Source organism: Tenacibaculum litoreum, from assembly GCF_964513915.1.
In the GTDB taxonomy this organism is placed as follows: Bacteria; Bacteroidota; Bacteroidia; order Flavobacteriales; family Flavobacteriaceae; genus Polaribacter; species Polaribacter litoreum.
The window spans coordinates 595339-611919 of the sequence record NZ_CAZEQS010000002.1 but is presented as its reverse complement, the minus strand read 5'-3'; the positions used below and the strand labels follow the sequence as shown (position 1 = coordinate 611919).

At 32.5% G+C, this 16581-nt stretch carries 13 protein-coding genes; 8 read left to right on the top strand and 5 right to left on the bottom strand.

All coding sequences use genetic code 11. The annotated features are described in order from the left end of the window. The first annotated feature begins 5 nt into the window (after nt 1-5). The 3 genes from ACKTTR_RS04155 to rlmB all read left to right on the top strand — a co-directional run bounded on the left by ACKTTR_RS04155 (nt 6) and on the right by rlmB (nt 3142). Entirely contained in the window at nt 6-1535 is a 1530-nt protein-coding gene (locus ACKTTR_RS04155) for a RagB/SusD family nutrient uptake outer membrane protein (protein WP_408026661.1), read from the top strand. Nucleotides 1536-1605: 70 nt separating this feature from the next. Beyond that, entirely contained in the window at nt 1606-2319 is a 714-nt protein-coding gene (locus ACKTTR_RS04150; protein ID WP_408026660.1) for a hypothetical protein, read from the top strand. Nucleotides 2320-2404: 85 nt separating this feature from the next. Beyond that, entirely contained in the window at nt 2405-3142 is a 738-nt protein-coding gene (rlmB, locus tag ACKTTR_RS04145) for a 23S rRNA (guanosine(2251)-2'-O)-methyltransferase RlmB (RefSeq protein ID WP_408026659.1), read from the top strand. Between the two features lie 31 nt (nt 3143-3173). Here the strand turns inward: rlmB and ACKTTR_RS04140 are convergent, their stop codons facing one another. Continuing rightward, nucleotides 3174-3944: a rhomboid family intramembrane serine protease gene (locus ACKTTR_RS04140; RefSeq protein WP_408026658.1), complete on the bottom strand. Its 771-nt coding sequence runs from the start codon at nt 3942-3944 to the stop codon at nt 3174-3176. Between the two features lie 22 nt (nt 3945-3966). Between ACKTTR_RS04140 and ACKTTR_RS04135 the strand changes: the two genes are divergently transcribed. Next, nucleotides 3967-5238 carry a replication-associated recombination protein A gene (locus ACKTTR_RS04135; RefSeq protein WP_408026657.1) on the top strand — a complete coding sequence of 424 codons (1272 nt, stop codon included), beginning with the start codon at nt 3967-3969 and terminating at the stop codon, nt 5236-5238. A 38-nt stretch (nt 5239-5276) separates the two neighbouring features. Here the strand turns inward: ACKTTR_RS04135 and ACKTTR_RS04130 are convergent, their stop codons facing one another. From ACKTTR_RS04130 to radC, 4 genes are read right to left on the bottom strand one after another with little or no spacing between them, the layout of a single operon-like run. Further along, nucleotides 5277-6020 carry a hypothetical protein gene (locus tag ACKTTR_RS04130; protein WP_408026656.1) on the bottom strand — a complete coding sequence of 248 codons (744 nt, stop codon included), beginning with the start codon at nt 6018-6020 and terminating at the stop codon, nt 5277-5279. 32 nt (nt 6021-6052) lie between these two features. Next, on the bottom strand, nt 6053-6742 hold the full coding sequence (locus ACKTTR_RS04125) for a YjjG family noncanonical pyrimidine nucleotidase (RefSeq protein ID WP_408026655.1): 690 nt from the start codon (nt 6740-6742) through the stop codon (nt 6053-6055). Further along, nucleotides 6735-8042, bottom strand: a complete 1308-nt coding sequence (locus ACKTTR_RS04120) for a polysaccharide deacetylase family protein (protein WP_408026654.1) — start codon at nt 8040-8042, stop codon at nt 6735-6737. Before ACKTTR_RS04120 ends, ACKTTR_RS04125 begins: the two co-directional genes overlap by 8 nt. 27 nt (nt 8043-8069) lie before the next feature. Continuing rightward, complete coding sequence (radC, locus tag ACKTTR_RS04115; protein WP_408026653.1) at nt 8070-8756, bottom strand: RadC family protein; 687 nt, start codon at nt 8754-8756, stop codon at nt 8070-8072. A gap of 154 nt (nt 8757-8910) precedes the next feature. Between radC and trkA the strand changes: the two genes are divergently transcribed. The 4 genes from trkA to ACKTTR_RS04095 all read left to right on the top strand — a co-directional run bounded on the left by trkA (nt 8911) and on the right by ACKTTR_RS04095 (nt 16576). After that, entirely contained in the window at nt 8911-10257 is a 1347-nt protein-coding gene (gene trkA, locus ACKTTR_RS04110; RefSeq protein WP_125068441.1) for a Trk system potassium transporter TrkA, read from the top strand. Continuing rightward, nucleotides 10257-11756 (top strand): TrkH family potassium uptake protein, encoded by a 1500-nt coding sequence (locus tag ACKTTR_RS04105; protein WP_408026652.1) that lies wholly within the window; start codon nt 10257-10259, stop codon nt 11754-11756. The genes trkA and ACKTTR_RS04105 overlap by 1 nt, the downstream gene beginning before the upstream one ends. A gap of 283 nt (nt 11757-12039) precedes the next feature. Beyond that, nucleotides 12040-12630: a phage tail protein gene (locus tag ACKTTR_RS04100; RefSeq protein WP_099215286.1), complete on the top strand. Its 591-nt coding sequence runs from the start codon at nt 12040-12042 to the stop codon at nt 12628-12630. A gap of 106 nt (nt 12631-12736) precedes the next feature. Beyond that, a complete protein-coding gene (locus ACKTTR_RS04095) occupies nt 12737-16576 on the top strand; it encodes a beta strand repeat-containing protein (protein WP_408026651.1) in 3840 nt (1279 codons plus the stop codon). Nucleotides 16577-16581 lie beyond the last annotated feature (5 nt).

Below are 16581 nucleotides of genomic sequence, written 5' to 3'. Positions count from 1 at the left end.
ACAAGATGAAAAAAATATTAAATATAACTTTATTAGCAGCAGCTTTAAGTATTTCTTTTAGTTGTAGCGATGAATTGTTACAAAACAATGGTGTCTCTGGAGAGTCACAACCCACTGATACATTTACAGACGCACAATTAGCCCAAGGAGCTACAACAAACGATGCTGTTCCTGCTGGTTTTATTAATGGTATATATGCTCAAATGTTCCAAACTGAAACAGGTGGTACTACTGGTCATGACGATTTTGGGCAAAAAGGGTATGATATTTTTGGTGATATGCTATCTGGCGATATGGCTTTAAGTGTAAGCTCCTATGGTTGGTATCGCTCAGATATTACAGAGTTTCAAGCGCCATTAGATTTCACTAGAGGTAGAAACAGAATGGTATGGAGATATTATTACAGAATCATTAGATCTGCTAATAACGTTATTCAAAGTCTTGGTGGTAATGATGCTACTCCTGATTTACAGGAAAATAAATTCAACTTAGGACAGGCTAAAGTAATGAGAGCTCACTCTTATTTCTACTTAACTCAGTATTTCCAAAAAGAATATAATGGAGCTGAAGAAATTTTACCTATATACATTGAACCCATCACTTCAAACCTTCCTAAATCTACTGCTTCTGAAGTATATGATTTAATGGAAAATGACCTAACAGAGGCAATAAGTCTTTTAGAAGGATTCAATAGAAGTAACAAAGTTCAAGTTAACCAAGATATTGCCAGAATGATGCTTGCCTATGTTCTTGGTGCTAAAGGAGGTAGAGATGTTGAAGTTGCAACTTTAACTCAACAAGTTATTGACGCAGGTAATCATGTTATGTTAGCCGCTGATGAAGTCACTAATGGTTTTAATAATTATCAAAACCCAAGTTGGATGTGGGGTGTTGACGTTACAGAAACTAATGGATTAGGTTTAGTTTCTTGGTGGGGTCAAGTTGATGCATATTCATACAGTTATGCTTGGGCTGGTGATTACAAAGCTATGGATTCAGATTTATATGCTGCTATTCCCAATGACGATTCTAGGAAAAAACAATTTTTAAATGTTCCTACAAACGGTAGATATTTACAACCTTTGTTAAAGTTTTATTATTCTGACGAAGCCATTAAAGACCCAGAGGATTTTGGTACAGGACCTCAAACTGGTCTAACTGCTGATTACGTATATATGCGTATTGAAGAAGCATACTTATTAAATGCAGAAGCTAACGCTAAAGCTGGTGCTGAAAGTGCTGCTAGAACGTCTTTAAAAGCTTTAGTTGAAAGAAGAATGCCTGACGCCTCATACATAGATGCTTTAACTGGACAGGCTTTATTAGATGAAATTTACTTACAAACTCGTATAGAGTTATGGGGTGAAGGTAAAAGCTACTTAGCCATGAAACGCTTTAAAGCTACCACTACAAGAGGAGCAAATCACCTTTCTTATGTAGGTGAAGCTATACCTTATAATGATGAAAGAATGCAATTTGAAATTCCTTTAGATGAAATTCAAAATAATCCTTTTATTACAGATCAAAATCAATAATATTTAAAAAAGTTAACAATCCAGTAATCAAATCTGGATTGTTGCTTTTATACAACTTAACACAATAATTATGAAAAATATAAAATTATTTTTTCTTTTTGCTTTCACTTTTTTAGCGCTTAGCAGTTGTGATGATAATTCTGCCGAAGAAGTAGGTTTAAAATACATTACAATTAATGAAACTAGTAAATCTGTGGTGGTTGAAGAAAACTTATCTACCGATACAGAACTAAAGATTTTTACAACTCAAAAAATGAGCTCTGATATGGTTGTTAACATAACTGTTAACACCTCTATGGCTGCTGAAAATTTTTCAGTCCCAACCTCAGTTACTATTCCTTCAGGATCTAATGAAGCTATAATTCCAATTAGTATTACTGATAATAGTCTAAACAGAAAAGGAGAAACAATGTCTATCAGCTTTGATAATCAAGAAGGTTATTTTTCTGGTGATACTATTGCTAACTTAACCATTAGTGTTTTGTGCCCTTCTGATTTAGCTGGTAGCTGGACTTACACTAATGGTAATGGAAAAACTGTTTCAGTAACAGAAACAGGTAATGGTATGTATACAATTTCTGGAGACAACCAATTTGGTACAGACTATTCGTTTAATATTACTGATTCTTGTGGTAACATCACTGTTACTGGAGGAGAAATAGAAGAATTCGATATTCCTGTAAGTGGTAGTGGTTCAGTTTCAGAAGATAAAAACACTATGACCATAAAATATACTGTTGATGGTTTTTTTACTGATGAAGAAATGATTTTAAATAGAAATTAAATTATATTGATTACTAAAGTAAACCTGAAAACCACCTCTTTTCGAGGTGGTTTTTTTATACCATAAAATCAACTACATTTGCAGCATGGAACAAAACACAAACATTTTTGGTATTAGAGCCATTATTGAAGCTATAGAAAGTGGAGCTTCTATCAATAAAGTATATCTTCAAAAAGGCTTGAGAGGAGACTTATTTTTTCAATTAGATAAACTCTTGAAAAAAAATAAAATTTCAACTAGTGTAGTTCCTACAGAGAAGTTAGACCGTTTATCTAAACATAATAACCATCAAGGTGCCGTTGCTAAGATCTCTCCTATTGACTTTTATAATTTAGAAAGCTTAATTGAAGAAACATTAGAATCAGACAATACTCCTTTATTCCTATTACTTGATCAAGTATCAGACGTAAGAAACTTTGGAGCTATTATTAGAACTGCAGAATGTACCGGTGTAAATGGAATTATCATTCAGAAAAGCGGTAGTGCACCTGTAAATGCTGAAACCATTAAAACTTCAGCCGGTGCAGCGTTTAAAGTTCCTATTTGTAAAGTAGATCACATTAAAGATGCTATCTTTCAATTGAAAGCCGCTGACATCAAACTAGCTGCTGCTACTGAAAAAACTGAAGATTCTGTTTTTGATGTTGATTTTAATCAACCGATTGCTATTGTAATGGGTTCTGAACACAAAGGAGTAAGTAACTCAGTATTAAAAATGGCAGATTACAAAGCTAAATTACCATTACTAGGAGAAATAGAATCTCTTAATGTATCGGTTGCATGTGGCGCATTTTTATACGAAGCCGTAAGACAACGTTTATAAAATTTAAAATCCTGCTTTATAGCGGGATTTTTTATTCCTCTTCTTTCTTATAAATATAACGGTACTTTATTTCCTTTAACTCAACCTCTTCTTCTTCTCCTTCAACAATTGGTGGAGCATAATTTCCATCTTCATCGAACATATCATCAAATTCAGTTTTAGAAAACTGGAATTTTTCTCTTATTATTCCTTTTTTTCTATACAATAATGATAGAGCAAAGCCTGTAATTAATCCTGATAGGTGTCCTTCCCAAGACATTCCTTCTTTAATTGGTAATACATACCAAACCATGCTTCCATATAAGAAAATAGTAATAAAAGAAACTGCTACTAACCGATAGTTCTTTTTTATTATTCCACTAAAAAGCACAAAGCTAAAAAGTAAATATACTACTCCACTTGCTCCAATATGATAGGATTCACGAGCAATAACCCATGTTAATAATCCAGTTACAATACCTCCATATATCAAAACTTTGACAGCTACTTCCTTATAAAAGTAAAAAAGACACGCAGAAAGCACGAATAAAGGAACCGAATTATTAAAAAGGTGATTTGTATCACTATGAATAAAAGGAGAGCAAAAAACCCCCTTTAAACCACTTAAATTTCTAGGGAATACTCCAAATTTATTAAAATTCCATCCAAACTTAATTTCCAACCAATAAACAATCCATATTGTAAAAACAAAAAGGAGAGGAATGGTAAAAACAGTTGTAGAAAATTTTAGTTGCTCATCAGTTTTCATATCAATGAAAATAACAAAAATAAATCCAAAGTAGTATTTCTGAAGTTCTGTCATAAATCTTTGCTATTTTTACATTATGAATCAACCTTTGGCAGAAAGAATTCGTCCACAAAACTTAAATGATTATATCAGTCAGCAACATTTAGTAGGCGAAAATGGAATTTTAACCAATCATATTAAACAAGGAATCATTCCTTCATTAATTTTATGGGGACCACCAGGAATTGGTAAAACTACTCTGGCAAATATTATTGCAAATGAGTCTGAACGCCCTTTTTATACTTTAAGCGCCATAAGTTCTGGTGTAAAAGATGTTCGTGAAGTAATAGAAAAAGCTAAAAAAAGTGGTGGTTTGTTTACTCAGAAAAATCCAATTTTGTTTATTGATGAAATTCATCGCTTTAGTAAATCACAGCAAGATTCTTTACTAGGTGCTGTAGAAAAAGGTTGGGTTACTTTGGTTGGTGCAACAACAGAAAACCCAAGCTTTGAGGTTATACCTGCCCTACTCTCTCGCTGCCAAGTCTATATTTTAAACTCTTTTGATAAGAATGATTTAATTGCTCTCTTGCATAGAGCTATGGATAAAGATGAGATTATTTCTAAGAAAAATATTAATTTAAAAGAGACGGATGCATTACTTCAGGTTTCTGGAGGTGATGCACGTAAACTCTTAAATATTTTTGAATTATTAGTTGCTGCTGATGATGAAATTGAGATTACTAATGAACTTGTATTATCAAAAATTCAGAAAAATACAGTTCGTTATGATAAAACTGGTGAACAACATTATGATATAGTTTCAGCCTTTATAAAATCTATAAGAGGAAGTGATCCTAATGCTGCTGTTTATTGGTTAGCTCGTATGATTGAAGGTGGTGAGGATGTGAAGTTTATTGCTCGCAGAATGCTTATTGCTGCTTCCGAAGATATTGGTAACGCAAACCCCACAGCTTTAATTTTAGCTAATAATACGTTTCAAGCTGTTTCTGTAATTGGTTATCCAGAATCTAGAATTATTCTAAGTCAATGCGCAGTATATTTAGCGAATTCAGCTAAAAGTAATGCTTCTTATATGGCAATAGGTGAAGCGCAAAACTTGGTAAAAACCACAGGAGATTTATCAGTTCCCTTACACCTGAGAAATGCTCCTACCAAATTGATGAAAGACCTAGACTATGGTAAAGAATACCAATACTCTCATAACTATGCAGGTAATTTTATAAATCAGGAATTTTTACCCGATGAGATTAAAAACACAAAATTGTATGAACCAGGTAACAATGCTCGTGAAAATCAATTTAGAGAATTACTTAAACAACGTTGGAAAGACAAGTATAATTATTAAAAAAGAGAGCTAAGTAAAAGCTCTCTTTAATTTTTTTGCTAAAATTTTATTTGATATTTCTCAATTACCTTCATATTATTATCATAATACTCAGCAAACCAAGAATCTCTGTTTTTATATAAAATCCCATTTTTATCCTTAATTACAAAAACATCCTTTACACTAGTTTTTAATACTTGGAAAACAACTTCAGGTTTTGTGTTTACTAACTGGAATCCGTTAACTATTGATTGTGCATATAATACATTCTTTGTAGTGTTCTCTTCATTAACTTCCACTGTCTTATTTTTTACTACCTCAACAGCTGAAACCACTGGAGCTACTACTTCTTTTTTTACAATAGCTACTTCTTTTGATGGTGTAAACTTATACTTTAATGCTTGTACTGATTTAAAAGCATTACGAATAGCTTCATGATAAGCTTTTTTATAATCTTTTTCTTTACTTCTACCTACTTGTGAAGTAAACACGACCTTGTCATAACAATCTCTTAATTCTACAATACTTTTTGTTGTAAACAAACTTGAATCATCTCTAACATCTCCTGTTAAAACTAAACATCTATTGTTTACAGCCTCTTCAGGTAACTTTTCATCTTCTAAAAGAGCAGTAAATCCGTACTTATTAAATAGAAACTTTGTTAATGAGCTTGTTTGATATTTATCTTTACCTTTTACAAAATCAAACTGAGTAGGTACTATAACATATTTATAGCTATTAATAGATTTTTGTGCAAAACTTGCTGATGTTATAAATAACACTATTAAAAGTATTTTTTTCATTCTTGTTGTTTTTATTAAGTATAGCTTTAAACTTATAAATATTTTTTTAACTCTACCAAAGTAGTTATCCGTTGTACTTCATTATTTCTATCCTCTTGAGAAAAATGAATAGCTTTCATTCCGGAGTTTATTGCCCCCATTACATCTGCTTCATAACTATCTCCAATCATAACTGATTGATGCGCTTTTGCTCCTGCTTTATTTAAAGCAAATTCAAAAACTTTGGGGTTTGGCTTTTTAACCCCTACACATTCAGATGTAATTATTTGTTTGAAAAACTTATGAATTCCTGATTTTTCTAGTTTTAAATTTTGTACTTCTTCAAAGCCATTAGTAATAATATGCAAGTGGTACTTATTTTCTAAATATTGCAAAACTTCAATAGCATCATCAAACAAATAGTTGAAATATGGTAAATAACGGATATAGTCTTCTGATATTAGGTTGATTAAATCATCAGAAACTATATGCTTTAAACTATCAAATGTTTCTTTTAACCTATGATATCTTAACGATGTTTTTTCTATTTTATCTTCTCTATACAATCTCCAATATTTTAAATTTACTGGAATATAAGCTTCCAAAAACTCATCTATTGGAATGGTAATTTGTTGCTCTTCAAAAATTCGTTGAAATGTAAGTTTAGAATTCCTATCAAAATCCCACAATGTATGATCTAAATCAAAAAACAAATGTTTTATTTCTGTTTCTTCTCTAAACATTTCCTACTATTTTAAGCATTGAATTGTATAATCTACTCCAGCCTCTCCATCTTAAATAGTTGCTCAAACTTTCATTATGGAACACTGTAATAAAAGTACCATTTACAGCTTTTACTTCATTTTTTAAATCTCTAATTTTTCCTAAAGACTGTTTTGGTGTCAACTTCATGTAATCATTTAACGTTGCATCCATCACTGCAAAAGGAAATATTTTTAAAGGTGTTTGAATTTCAAAATCTAAATCATAAAAATAAAATGGTGTACAAGTACTTGCACGGAATCCTACATGAGTTGCATATCCCATTGAGTAATCTTCTTCTATTTCTAAGTCTATTAACTGTTGATACGTTTCTGGTAAAGATACTCTTAAGTAATGTTGTCTTGAACGCTTAATAGGTATGTTTGTTATTGCTTCTAATCGTTCTTTTTCTTTTTTTAACATTACTGGATTATTCATCGTGTAATATGACGGATGCAATCCTACACGGGCATAATCAACCATATCTTTTATTAATAATTTGAATTTTCTTTTTGAAGCTGATACATTAGTATCAAAAGTAGTATAATCTCCTATTAAAAAGAAAAATATAGTTCTTACATTATAGTTTTTCTTTAGCTCTATAACTCTTTGAAATGTATCAAAAGGATCTTTCTTAATATTAAAAAGTACAGCAAATCGATCCCAAATAGTAAAAATCTTAAATTGCGAAATATCTTTTAAAAAACCTCCAAGAGTTCTTATAAAACTTTTATACTTATATGCATAAGCATTGTCAACATCAATAGTAGATATATATTCAAATTTTCTTGTTGTATGTTCAAAATCAGGAAACTTTTGCTTCAAGGTTTCTAAAAACTTATATGCCCAAATGTCAACTAAGGGTTTTTCTAAAAAACCATTTTGATAAGCTATGCTTTCACTTGCTGTAAACCGTCCATGTTTGTCTTTTATATGCGGTAGATACTCTTCATATCTCGAAATTAGGAAGAAACTGGCAGCAAAAATGTCAAACGGAATTTCAGAGGCTTCAACTGCTGGAAAGAAACAAGGAACTTCATCCCATTTTTGAATAATTATTTCTACGTCCTTTACCCCCTGTTGAAACAACAACTCATTACTCTGAACAAAAAACTCTTTTCCCAAAGGTACATTTGTGTATGAAAACTTAGGTCCATTGTACGCTACAAATTCTTCTACTTTGCCTGTAAAATCAATTTGAACTTGTAAAATACGAGTAAATATATGTTTGAAAATATAACGTACTCTAGGGGTAACTTTATGGGTATAAATAAGTATCATAAACATTAACTAGTAATCGTAAAACGACTATAAAATTCCTTCATCTGCAAAGCTAAAATAAGCTTTTTCAGTTACTATTAAGTGATCTAATAATTTAATATCTAAAGTAACACCTGCTTGTTTAATTTTTTTAGTGATCTCAATATCTGATTTACTTGGTGATAATTTTTCTGAAGGATGATTATGACAAACAATTATTCCAATTGCTGAAAGTTCTAAAGCTCTTTTGTACAATAACCTTACATCTACCAGAGTAGCTGTAAAGCCTCCTTTACTTAACTGATGTTTTGCTAATACTTTATTTGAATTATTAAGATATAATACCCAAAATTCTTCATACTGCAAATCGCCTATAAGTGGTTGCATAATTTTTGCTACATCAGTAGAACTTTTTATTTTAGGCACACTTGCTTTTTCTTCAAATTGTCTTCTTTTTCCAAATTCCAAAGCTGTTACCACAGATATCGCTTTCGCTTCCCCTATTCCTTTAAACTTCATTAATTCCTCTACTGATAGTTTTGCCAATGTATTTAAGTCATTGTTTACTGACAATAATATTCTTTTTGCCAAAGCAACTGCACTTTCGTCTCTATTTCCAGAACCAATCAAAATAGCAATTAATTCGGCATCTGATAATACTGTTTTTCCTTTAGACATTAACTTTTCTCTTGGCCTATCATCTAATGCCCACGATTTAATAGAGATCTTTTCCATATGTTTTTCTTTTTTTATAGCTCAATATATAAATTCTATCACTTAGCCATAATTATTTAATTACTTTTTCTTATTGACTTATAAATATAATTCATTTTTTGCACAACCAAAAGAAGCACAGTATCTTTGCACTCTATCTTTTTTAATTTTTAATATGAAGATTATTATAGCCGGGGCTGGAGACGTTGGTTTCCATTTGGCTAAACTCCTTTCTTACGAAGCGCAAGACACATATGTAGTCGATTTTGATGGTGAAAAATTAGAATATCTAAACAATCACTTAGATGTTATCACCAAAAAAGGAGATGCTACCTCTATAAAATTATTGAAAGAAATAGGTGTAAGTTCTGCCGATTTATTATTAGCAGTCACTGAAAGTCCTAATACAAACTTTACTATTTCTGTGATAGGTAAAGCATTAGGTGTTAAAAAAACAATTGCTCGAATTAGTAATCCTGAATTTTTAAACAACCCTTGTATCAATTTTAAAGATTATGGTGTAGATTTTATGATTTCTCCTGAAGAATTAGCTGCGGAAGAAATTAAATCTCTACTGAATCAGTCTTCGTTTAACGATACTGTTGCCTTTGAAAATGGAGTTTTCAATATCATGGGAACAACACTTGGGTATAAATCTCCTATTCTAGACCTTACTGTTAAAGAAACTAAAGAGAAGTTTTGTTTAGTAGACTTCATTACTATTGCTATAAAACGTGAAGGTACTTCTCAAACAATCATTCCTCGTGGAGATACTGAGTATAAAATAAACGACCAAGTATATTTCTCTGTACCAAAATATAGTATTGATAAACTATACCCTATCATTGGAAAAGAATATATAGATATTAAAAATGTGATGATCTTGGGAGGAAGCCGTGTTGGGAGAAAAACAGCGAGAAAGCTTTGCAAAGATAATTTTAAAGTAAAGCTAATAGAAAAAGATAAAGACAAAGCATTACAACTTGCCGAAGACCTACGTAATACATTAGTCATTTACGGTGATGGTAGGGATTTAGAATTATTAGAAGAAGAAAGCATTAGAGAAATGGATGCTTTTGTCGCTGTTACTGGAGACTCTGAAACCAACATCATGTCTTGTTTAGTAGCAAAATCTAAAGGTGTAAAAAAAACAGTAGCTTTAGTAGAGAATATGGATTATATTAATATTTCTCAAACTATTGGTATTGATACGTTAATCAATAAAAAATTAATTGCTGCAAGTAATATTTTCCGTCATATTAGAAAAGGAGAAATTGTAGCCTTAGCTAACCTACATAATGTTGATGCTGAAGTTTTTGAATTTGAAGTGCATCCTGGTGCTAAAGTAACTCAAAAAATAATTAGAGAATTACGCTTTCCTAGAGAAGCTATTATTGGTGGTGTAATTAGAAATGGAGAAGCATTAATGTCTTTTGGTGATTTTCAAATGCAAAGCGGTGATAAAGCCATTGTTTTTTGTTTACCTGAGGCCATAAATATTGTAGAAGACCTATTCAAGTAATGGAAAGCCTTAATCTTAAATTAGTCTATCGCTTTTTAGGAGTTACAGCCATCCTTAATGGGTTATTTATGTGGCTTGCTCTTCCTCTAAGCTTTTACTATGATGAGTCTGCTAAATTAGGGATTTTAAATGCCGGAATTATAACTATAGCCATTGGCTCTTTATTGTTTTTTTTCAATAAACCTGATAATAAAAACATTCATAAAAAAGAAGGATATCTTATCGTTACTTTAGGATGGCTTACCTTGTCATTTACAGGAATGCTTCCCTATTTACTCACAGAAAGTATACCTAATGTGACTAATGCTTTTTTTGAAACAATTTCTGGATACTCAACCACAGGTTCATCTATTTTAACTGATATAGAATCTATGCCCAAAGGCATTTTATTTTGGCGTAGCTGTACTCACTGGATTGGAGGTATGGGAATTATTGTACTCACCATTGCTATTTTACCACTATTAGGTATTGGAGGAATGCAGCTTTTTATGGCAGAAGCTCCTGGACCTTCTGCAGATAAACTACATCCAAGAATTACTGATACTGCAAAACGCTTGTGGTTAATTTACGTATTATTAACTGCCATTGAATTTATATTATTAAAGGCAGCTGGAATGACATGGTTTGATGCTATTAATCACGCTATGGCAACCGTAAGTACCGGTGGTTTTTCTACCAAAAATGCTAGTGTAGCCCATTGGAATAGTGCTCCGTTAATTCAATATATTATTATATTTTTCATGTTTATTGCAGGAACCAATTTTGTACTTACTTACTTTGCTTTAAAAGGAAAAGTTAGAAAGGTTATACAAAGTGAGGAGTTTAAATACTACTTTTTTGGAATTCTTGGAATTTCTACTATTGTAGCTTTAATGATTATCTTTTTTCAAGATCCTAATCTACAAACTAGTATAAAACACCCTAAAGTATGGGGAGATATTGAAAGCGCTATAAGGCATTCTTTATTCTCTGTAATATCTGTGGTAACTACAACTGGTTTTGTTACTGCTGATTTTACAATGTGGAGCTTTTTTGTTACCGCAATATTTTTCTCTTTATTTTTCTTAGGAGGTTCTGCAGGATCTACATCTGGAGGTGTGAAAATTGTTCGTCACATTATTATGTTGAAGAATAGCTTTCTAGAATTTAAAAAATCATTACACCCAAATGCAATAATACCTGTTCGCTATGATGGTAAAGCAGTTAATCAAACGATTATATTCAACATACTTTCGTTTTTTGTGTTGTACATGCTGATTTTCATAATTGGTACTGTTGCTCTAGCCCTTTTAGGTTTAGACATAAAGTCTGCTTTAGGAGCATGTGCTTCCTCATTAGGTAATATCGGACCTGCAATAGGTAGTGTTAGTCCTGTAGATAATTTTAACCATTTATCATCAGGCGCTAAATGGTTTTGTTCTTTTCTAATGTTAATTGGCCGTCTAGAGCTATTTACTGTGTTAATTTTATTAACTCCTTTTTTCTGGAGAAAAAACTAACCGAGATAACACACAGTAACTAGTAAATATTATTTCTACTTAAACGTATATACCTTAAAAATATACGTTCACATATCAATCAAACACGCTTAAACAATAGAATTAAAGTTTAGTTCAGTTTGTCTTTAAATTTGGTTTTAGAAAACAAATATTCAACATTTAGCAATTTCACAAACTTGCAACCAAAACTATAATTAGCAAATAATTAAACAGTTACGTAAAGCATATTGTTTTTTTTACTAAATTGTTGTTCTTAACATTAACTACTAAACTTTTATTACTTATGGATCCATTTATAGGAGAAATTGTTATGTTCGGAGGAAACTTCGCTCCAAGAGGTTGGGCATTTTGCGATGGCCAATTATTATCAATTGCACAAAACACTGCTTTATTTTCAATTTTAGGAACCACTTATGGTGGAGACGGAAGAACAACTTTTGCTTTACCTGATTTAAGAGGAAGAGCCCCTATAGGTCCTAGACAAGGACCAGGTTTATCTGATTATAGATTAGGTCAAAGAGGAGGGGTAGAAACAGTTACCTTAAACATTACTCAAATGCCAAGTCATAATCATGCAACTCAAAACAATACAGCTGCTGACCAACATATTCAATTAAGTACAGATGCTGGTATTCGTAGCACTCCTCAAGCAGGAGATGTCCCTGCTGGCGCAAGTTTTGGGTCTGGTATAGGTGCAACACCTGTAAATGCTTATGGGCCAGCTAACAACACTGTTAATGGGCAAACTATTAGTGCTAATGCTGGTTTGAATATACTTAATACAGGTGGAAATCTACCACATACTAATGTACAGCCTTATTTAGCTGTTAATTACATTATTGCTTTGGTAGGTATTTTTCCTTCTAGAAATTAACTTATTTACTACAATTCACTTATAAAATAAAACTCTGGTGGAAATCATTAGAGTTTTATCTATAAAATAGCTTTAATATTTATTAACCAATCATATACTAAATAAAATGAGACATTATTACTTCAAATTCTTTTTGAATGCAATTGTTTATTCTGTGCTATTGTTCGCAAACGACCAATTAAGAGCTCAAACCCCTAGTACTATGGAATTTGGTTCATCAACAGTAGTTTTAACTACTGGTATAGATCCTAGTGCAGATCAATCTGCTAGTTCTCTATTAAACAACTTTGATATATCTAGTACATCAAATGGAAATATTACTCTTGCTTTTGCTACAAGTGGGAATGGAGTCGGTACTGATGCAATTGGCGGAGCTACAGATGCTGTATTAGCTTGGGCTGGTAATGGTAGTTCAGCAGTGTCTTCAGCTACATTATCAACAGATAGTGGTGGCGAAGTAGGTATAACATCAATGCAATTTGCTTACGAGCAAGCTGTAGGCGGTACTATTATTGATTTTACATTCACTGGTAAAAAAGATAATGTTATAGTTGGTACGCTTAGCTTAGTATCACCTACTCATAGTTCTGCTATAAGTATAGACTTTACATCCCCTACAACTGGTTCATTTTCTGATATTGACGAATTAATTATCACACCTGATACTGAAATTTTTGGAGGATTCTCTATAGATGAAATGATAGTTACGTCTGCTGTTTCAAATACAGCTCCTGTAATTGGAGGTACAACCGCTGGTCAAAGTGTGAATGATAATAGTACAATTTCTCCTTTTTCAAGTATTACAACCACAGATACTGATGGAGATAATTTATCAGCAACTATTACTTTAGACAATAATGCAAAAGGAATATTAACAGGTACAGGACTTTCTGGTACTGGTCCTTATACTATAGCTAGTACTACACCTACTGATTTACAAACAAAACTAAGAGCTTTATCTTTTAATCCAACAGACAATAGAACATCAACAACAGAAACCACCACTTTTACAGTAGTTATTAATGATGGTACTGTTGATGATACTGATAACACAACAACTGTGGTTTCAAGTGCAGTTGCACCTTCTGTTTCTAGTGTGAATGTACCTGCCAATGCTACTTATATAACAGGACAAAATTTAGATTTTACTGTAAATTTTGATGAAAATGTAACTGTAAATACTACAGGAGGGATACCGCAAATAGCTATTACTATAGGCGCTACCACACGCCAAGCAACCTATATTAGCGGTAGCGGAACAAGTGCTTTAGTTTTTAGACATACTGTCCTTACAGGAGATCTTGATACTGACGGTATTGCTGTTGGTTCGTTAGCTGCAAATGGGAGTACTTTAAAAGATGCTGGTGGAAAAGATGCAAACCTAACTTTAAATAGTGTAGGTTCTACAGCCGCTGTTTTAGTAGATGCTGCTGCTCCAACTGTAACAAGTGTTAGTGTTCCTGCAAACGGTAATTATCTTACAGGTCAAAACTTGGACTTTACTGTAAATTTTGATGAGAATATAACTGTGAATACTACAGGTGGAACTCCTCAAATAGCTATCACTATTGGAGCTACTACGCGTCAAGCAGTTTACCAAAGCGGAAGCGGAACTAGTGCCTTAGTTTTTAGATACACAGTACAATTAGGTGATTCAGATACTGATGGTATAGCTGTTGGTACATTAGCTGCAAATGGAGGTACTTTAAAAGATGCCGCTTCTAACAATGCTGTTTTGACATTAAACAGTATAGGTGCTACCACTGGTGTTTTAGTAGATGCTGTTGCTCCAACGGTAACAAATGTTAGTGTACCCGCTAATGGCACCTATAGTGCAGGACAAAATTTAGATTTTACCGTTAACTTTAATGAAAATGTTACTGTTAACACCACTGGAGGAACTCCCCAAATAGCTATTACTATTGGAGCAACTACGCGTCAAGCAACTTACCTAAGTGGGAGTGGAACAACTGCCTTAGTTTTTAGATATACTGTACAATCTGGAGATTTAGATACCGACGGTATTACTGTTGGTACATTAGCTGCAAATGGAGGTACTTTAAAAGATGCTGCATCTAACGATGCTAATCTAACTTTAAATAGTATAGGTGCTACCTCTGGTGTTTTAGTAGATACTATTGCTCCAACCGTAACAAGTGTTAGCGTTCCAACAAACGGTAATTACCTTACAGGACAAAATTTAGATTTTACCGTAAATTTTGATGAGAATATAACCATAAATACTACAGGTGGAACTCCTCAAATAGCTATCACTATTGGAGCTACTACGCGTCAAGCAGTTTACCAAAGCGGAAGCGGAACTAGTGCCTTAGTTTTTAGATATACAGTACAATCAGGTGATTCAGATACTGACGGTATAGCTGTTGGTACTTTAGCAGCAAATGGAGGAACGTTAAAAGATGTCGCTTCTAACGATGCTGTTTTGACATTAAACAGTGTAGGTAGTACCACCAATGTTTTAGTGGGTATAGAAACCATAACTTGGTCAGGATCTACTGATAACGATTGGAATACAGCATCAAACTGGAGCCCTAGTGTAGTTCCCCCAACCAATGCTAATGTTATTATCCCATCTAATTTAACAAATTACCCAACAGCTTCATCAGCTGTTACTTTTAACTCTTTAACTATTAACAATGGTGCTTCTTTTATACCACAAAGTACTGTTACTGGTACTGTAACTTATAAAAGAAGTATACCAACTACAAACTGGTACTTAGTATCATCTCCTGTTACTGGTGAAACTTTAGAGGATATTATTGCTAACCATACCTTGGCTTCTGGAACTGGCGGCAATTTAGGGTTAGCTCCTTATAGCAATATTACTGGGCCTGCATGGTTATACGTTCAAAGTGGCAATACTGGAACAGTAACTAGTGGAACAGGTATTTCTATTAAGTTAGCTACTCCCGGAGAGGTTTCAATTAGTGGAACAGCTAATACTTCTAATATTGCTAAAGCTATTTCTACAGGTAGTAGAACTAATTACAACCTTGTAGGGAATCCGTATACATCATATATTAATTCTGCTAGTTTTACAGCGGCAAACTCATCTATACTTACTAGTGAGACCATTTGGTTATGGAATGGCACGCAATACATTACCCGAAACGCAGTTACTCCAATTGAAATTGCTCCAGGTCAAGGATTCTTTGTGGAAGCTGCAGCAAGCAATAATGTTATCTTTGCCTTTTCAAACCAAAGTCATCAAAATTCAGATACATTCATGAGACAGGAACCTATTCCTTCAATTGAATTATCTGTTAATGATAACGATATCAAGAGGTCTACACAAGTCTTTTATGTATCAGGAAAAACTACGGGATATGATAGAAGTTATGATTCTAAAATGTTTGGAGAAGACACTTCTGGTTTAGCTGTTTTTACTGAGCTACTCACCAATAATCAAGGAAAAAAATTAGCTATTCAAGCGTTACCTGATAATGATTATGAAAATATGGTAGTTCCTGTTGGTTTAAGAGCATTAAATGGTGAAGAGGTAACTTTTTCAATCAATACTAAAAATATACCAACAAATATTAAAGTGTATTTAGAAGATAGAATAAATAATGTTTTTACTAATTTATCTGAAGAAAACTACACTATTACTCTTAACAAAGATTCAAACAGTATTGGACAGTTCTATTTACATACTAGTTCTAAAAACCTAGAAATTCCTGCTATAGTTCCTTCTTTAGACAACGTTAGTATTTATAACTCTTCAAGCAACGAAATTACAATTGTAGGACTTCAAGCTAAAGCCAATGTATCAGTTTATTCTGTTTTAGGTAAAGAGATTTTAAATAAAAACATTACCTCTAATGGAGTTAGTAATATAACTCTTCCTAAAATATCTACTGGAATATACATTGTTAAGTTAAACTCTGATTTAGGAGAAATTTCTAAAAAAATAATTTTGAAATAATCGAA

Excerpts from the sequence above, each read along its gene's own strand:
- ACKTTR_RS04155 (WP_408026661.1), top strand. The coding sequence starts at position 6 with ATGAAAAAAATATTAAATATAACTTTATTAGCAGCAGCTTTAAGTATT.
- ACKTTR_RS04150 (WP_408026660.1), top strand. The coding sequence starts at position 1,606 with ATGAAAAATATAAAATTATTTTTTCTTTTTGCTTTCACTTTTTTAGCG.
- rlmB (WP_408026659.1), top strand. The coding sequence starts at position 2,405 with ATGGAACAAAACACAAACATTTTTGGTATTAGAGCCATTATTGAAGCT.
- ACKTTR_RS04140 (WP_408026658.1), bottom strand. The coding sequence starts at position 3,944 with ATGACAGAACTTCAGAAATACTACTTTGGATTTATTTTTGTTATTTTC.
- ACKTTR_RS04135 (WP_408026657.1), top strand. The coding sequence starts at position 3,967 with ATGAATCAACCTTTGGCAGAAAGAATTCGTCCACAAAACTTAAATGAT.
- ACKTTR_RS04130 (WP_408026656.1), bottom strand. The coding sequence starts at position 6,020 with ATGAAAAAAATACTTTTAATAGTGTTATTTATAACATCAGCAAGTTTT.
- ACKTTR_RS04125 (WP_408026655.1), bottom strand. The coding sequence starts at position 6,742 with ATGTTTAGAGAAGAAACAGAAATAAAACATTTGTTTTTTGATTTAGAT.
- ACKTTR_RS04120 (WP_408026654.1), bottom strand. The coding sequence starts at position 8,042 with ATGATACTTATTTATACCCATAAAGTTACCCCTAGAGTACGTTATATT.
- radC (WP_408026653.1), bottom strand. The coding sequence starts at position 8,756 with ATGGAAAAGATCTCTATTAAATCGTGGGCATTAGATGATAGGCCAAGA.
- trkA (WP_125068441.1), top strand. The coding sequence starts at position 8,911 with ATGAAGATTATTATAGCCGGGGCTGGAGACGTTGGTTTCCATTTGGCT.
- ACKTTR_RS04105 (WP_408026652.1), top strand. The coding sequence starts at position 10,257 with ATGGAAAGCCTTAATCTTAAATTAGTCTATCGCTTTTTAGGAGTTACA.
- ACKTTR_RS04100 (WP_099215286.1), top strand. The coding sequence starts at position 12,040 with ATGGATCCATTTATAGGAGAAATTGTTATGTTCGGAGGAAACTTCGCT.
- ACKTTR_RS04095 (WP_408026651.1), top strand. The coding sequence starts at position 12,737 with ATGAGACATTATTACTTCAAATTCTTTTTGAATGCAATTGTTTATTCT.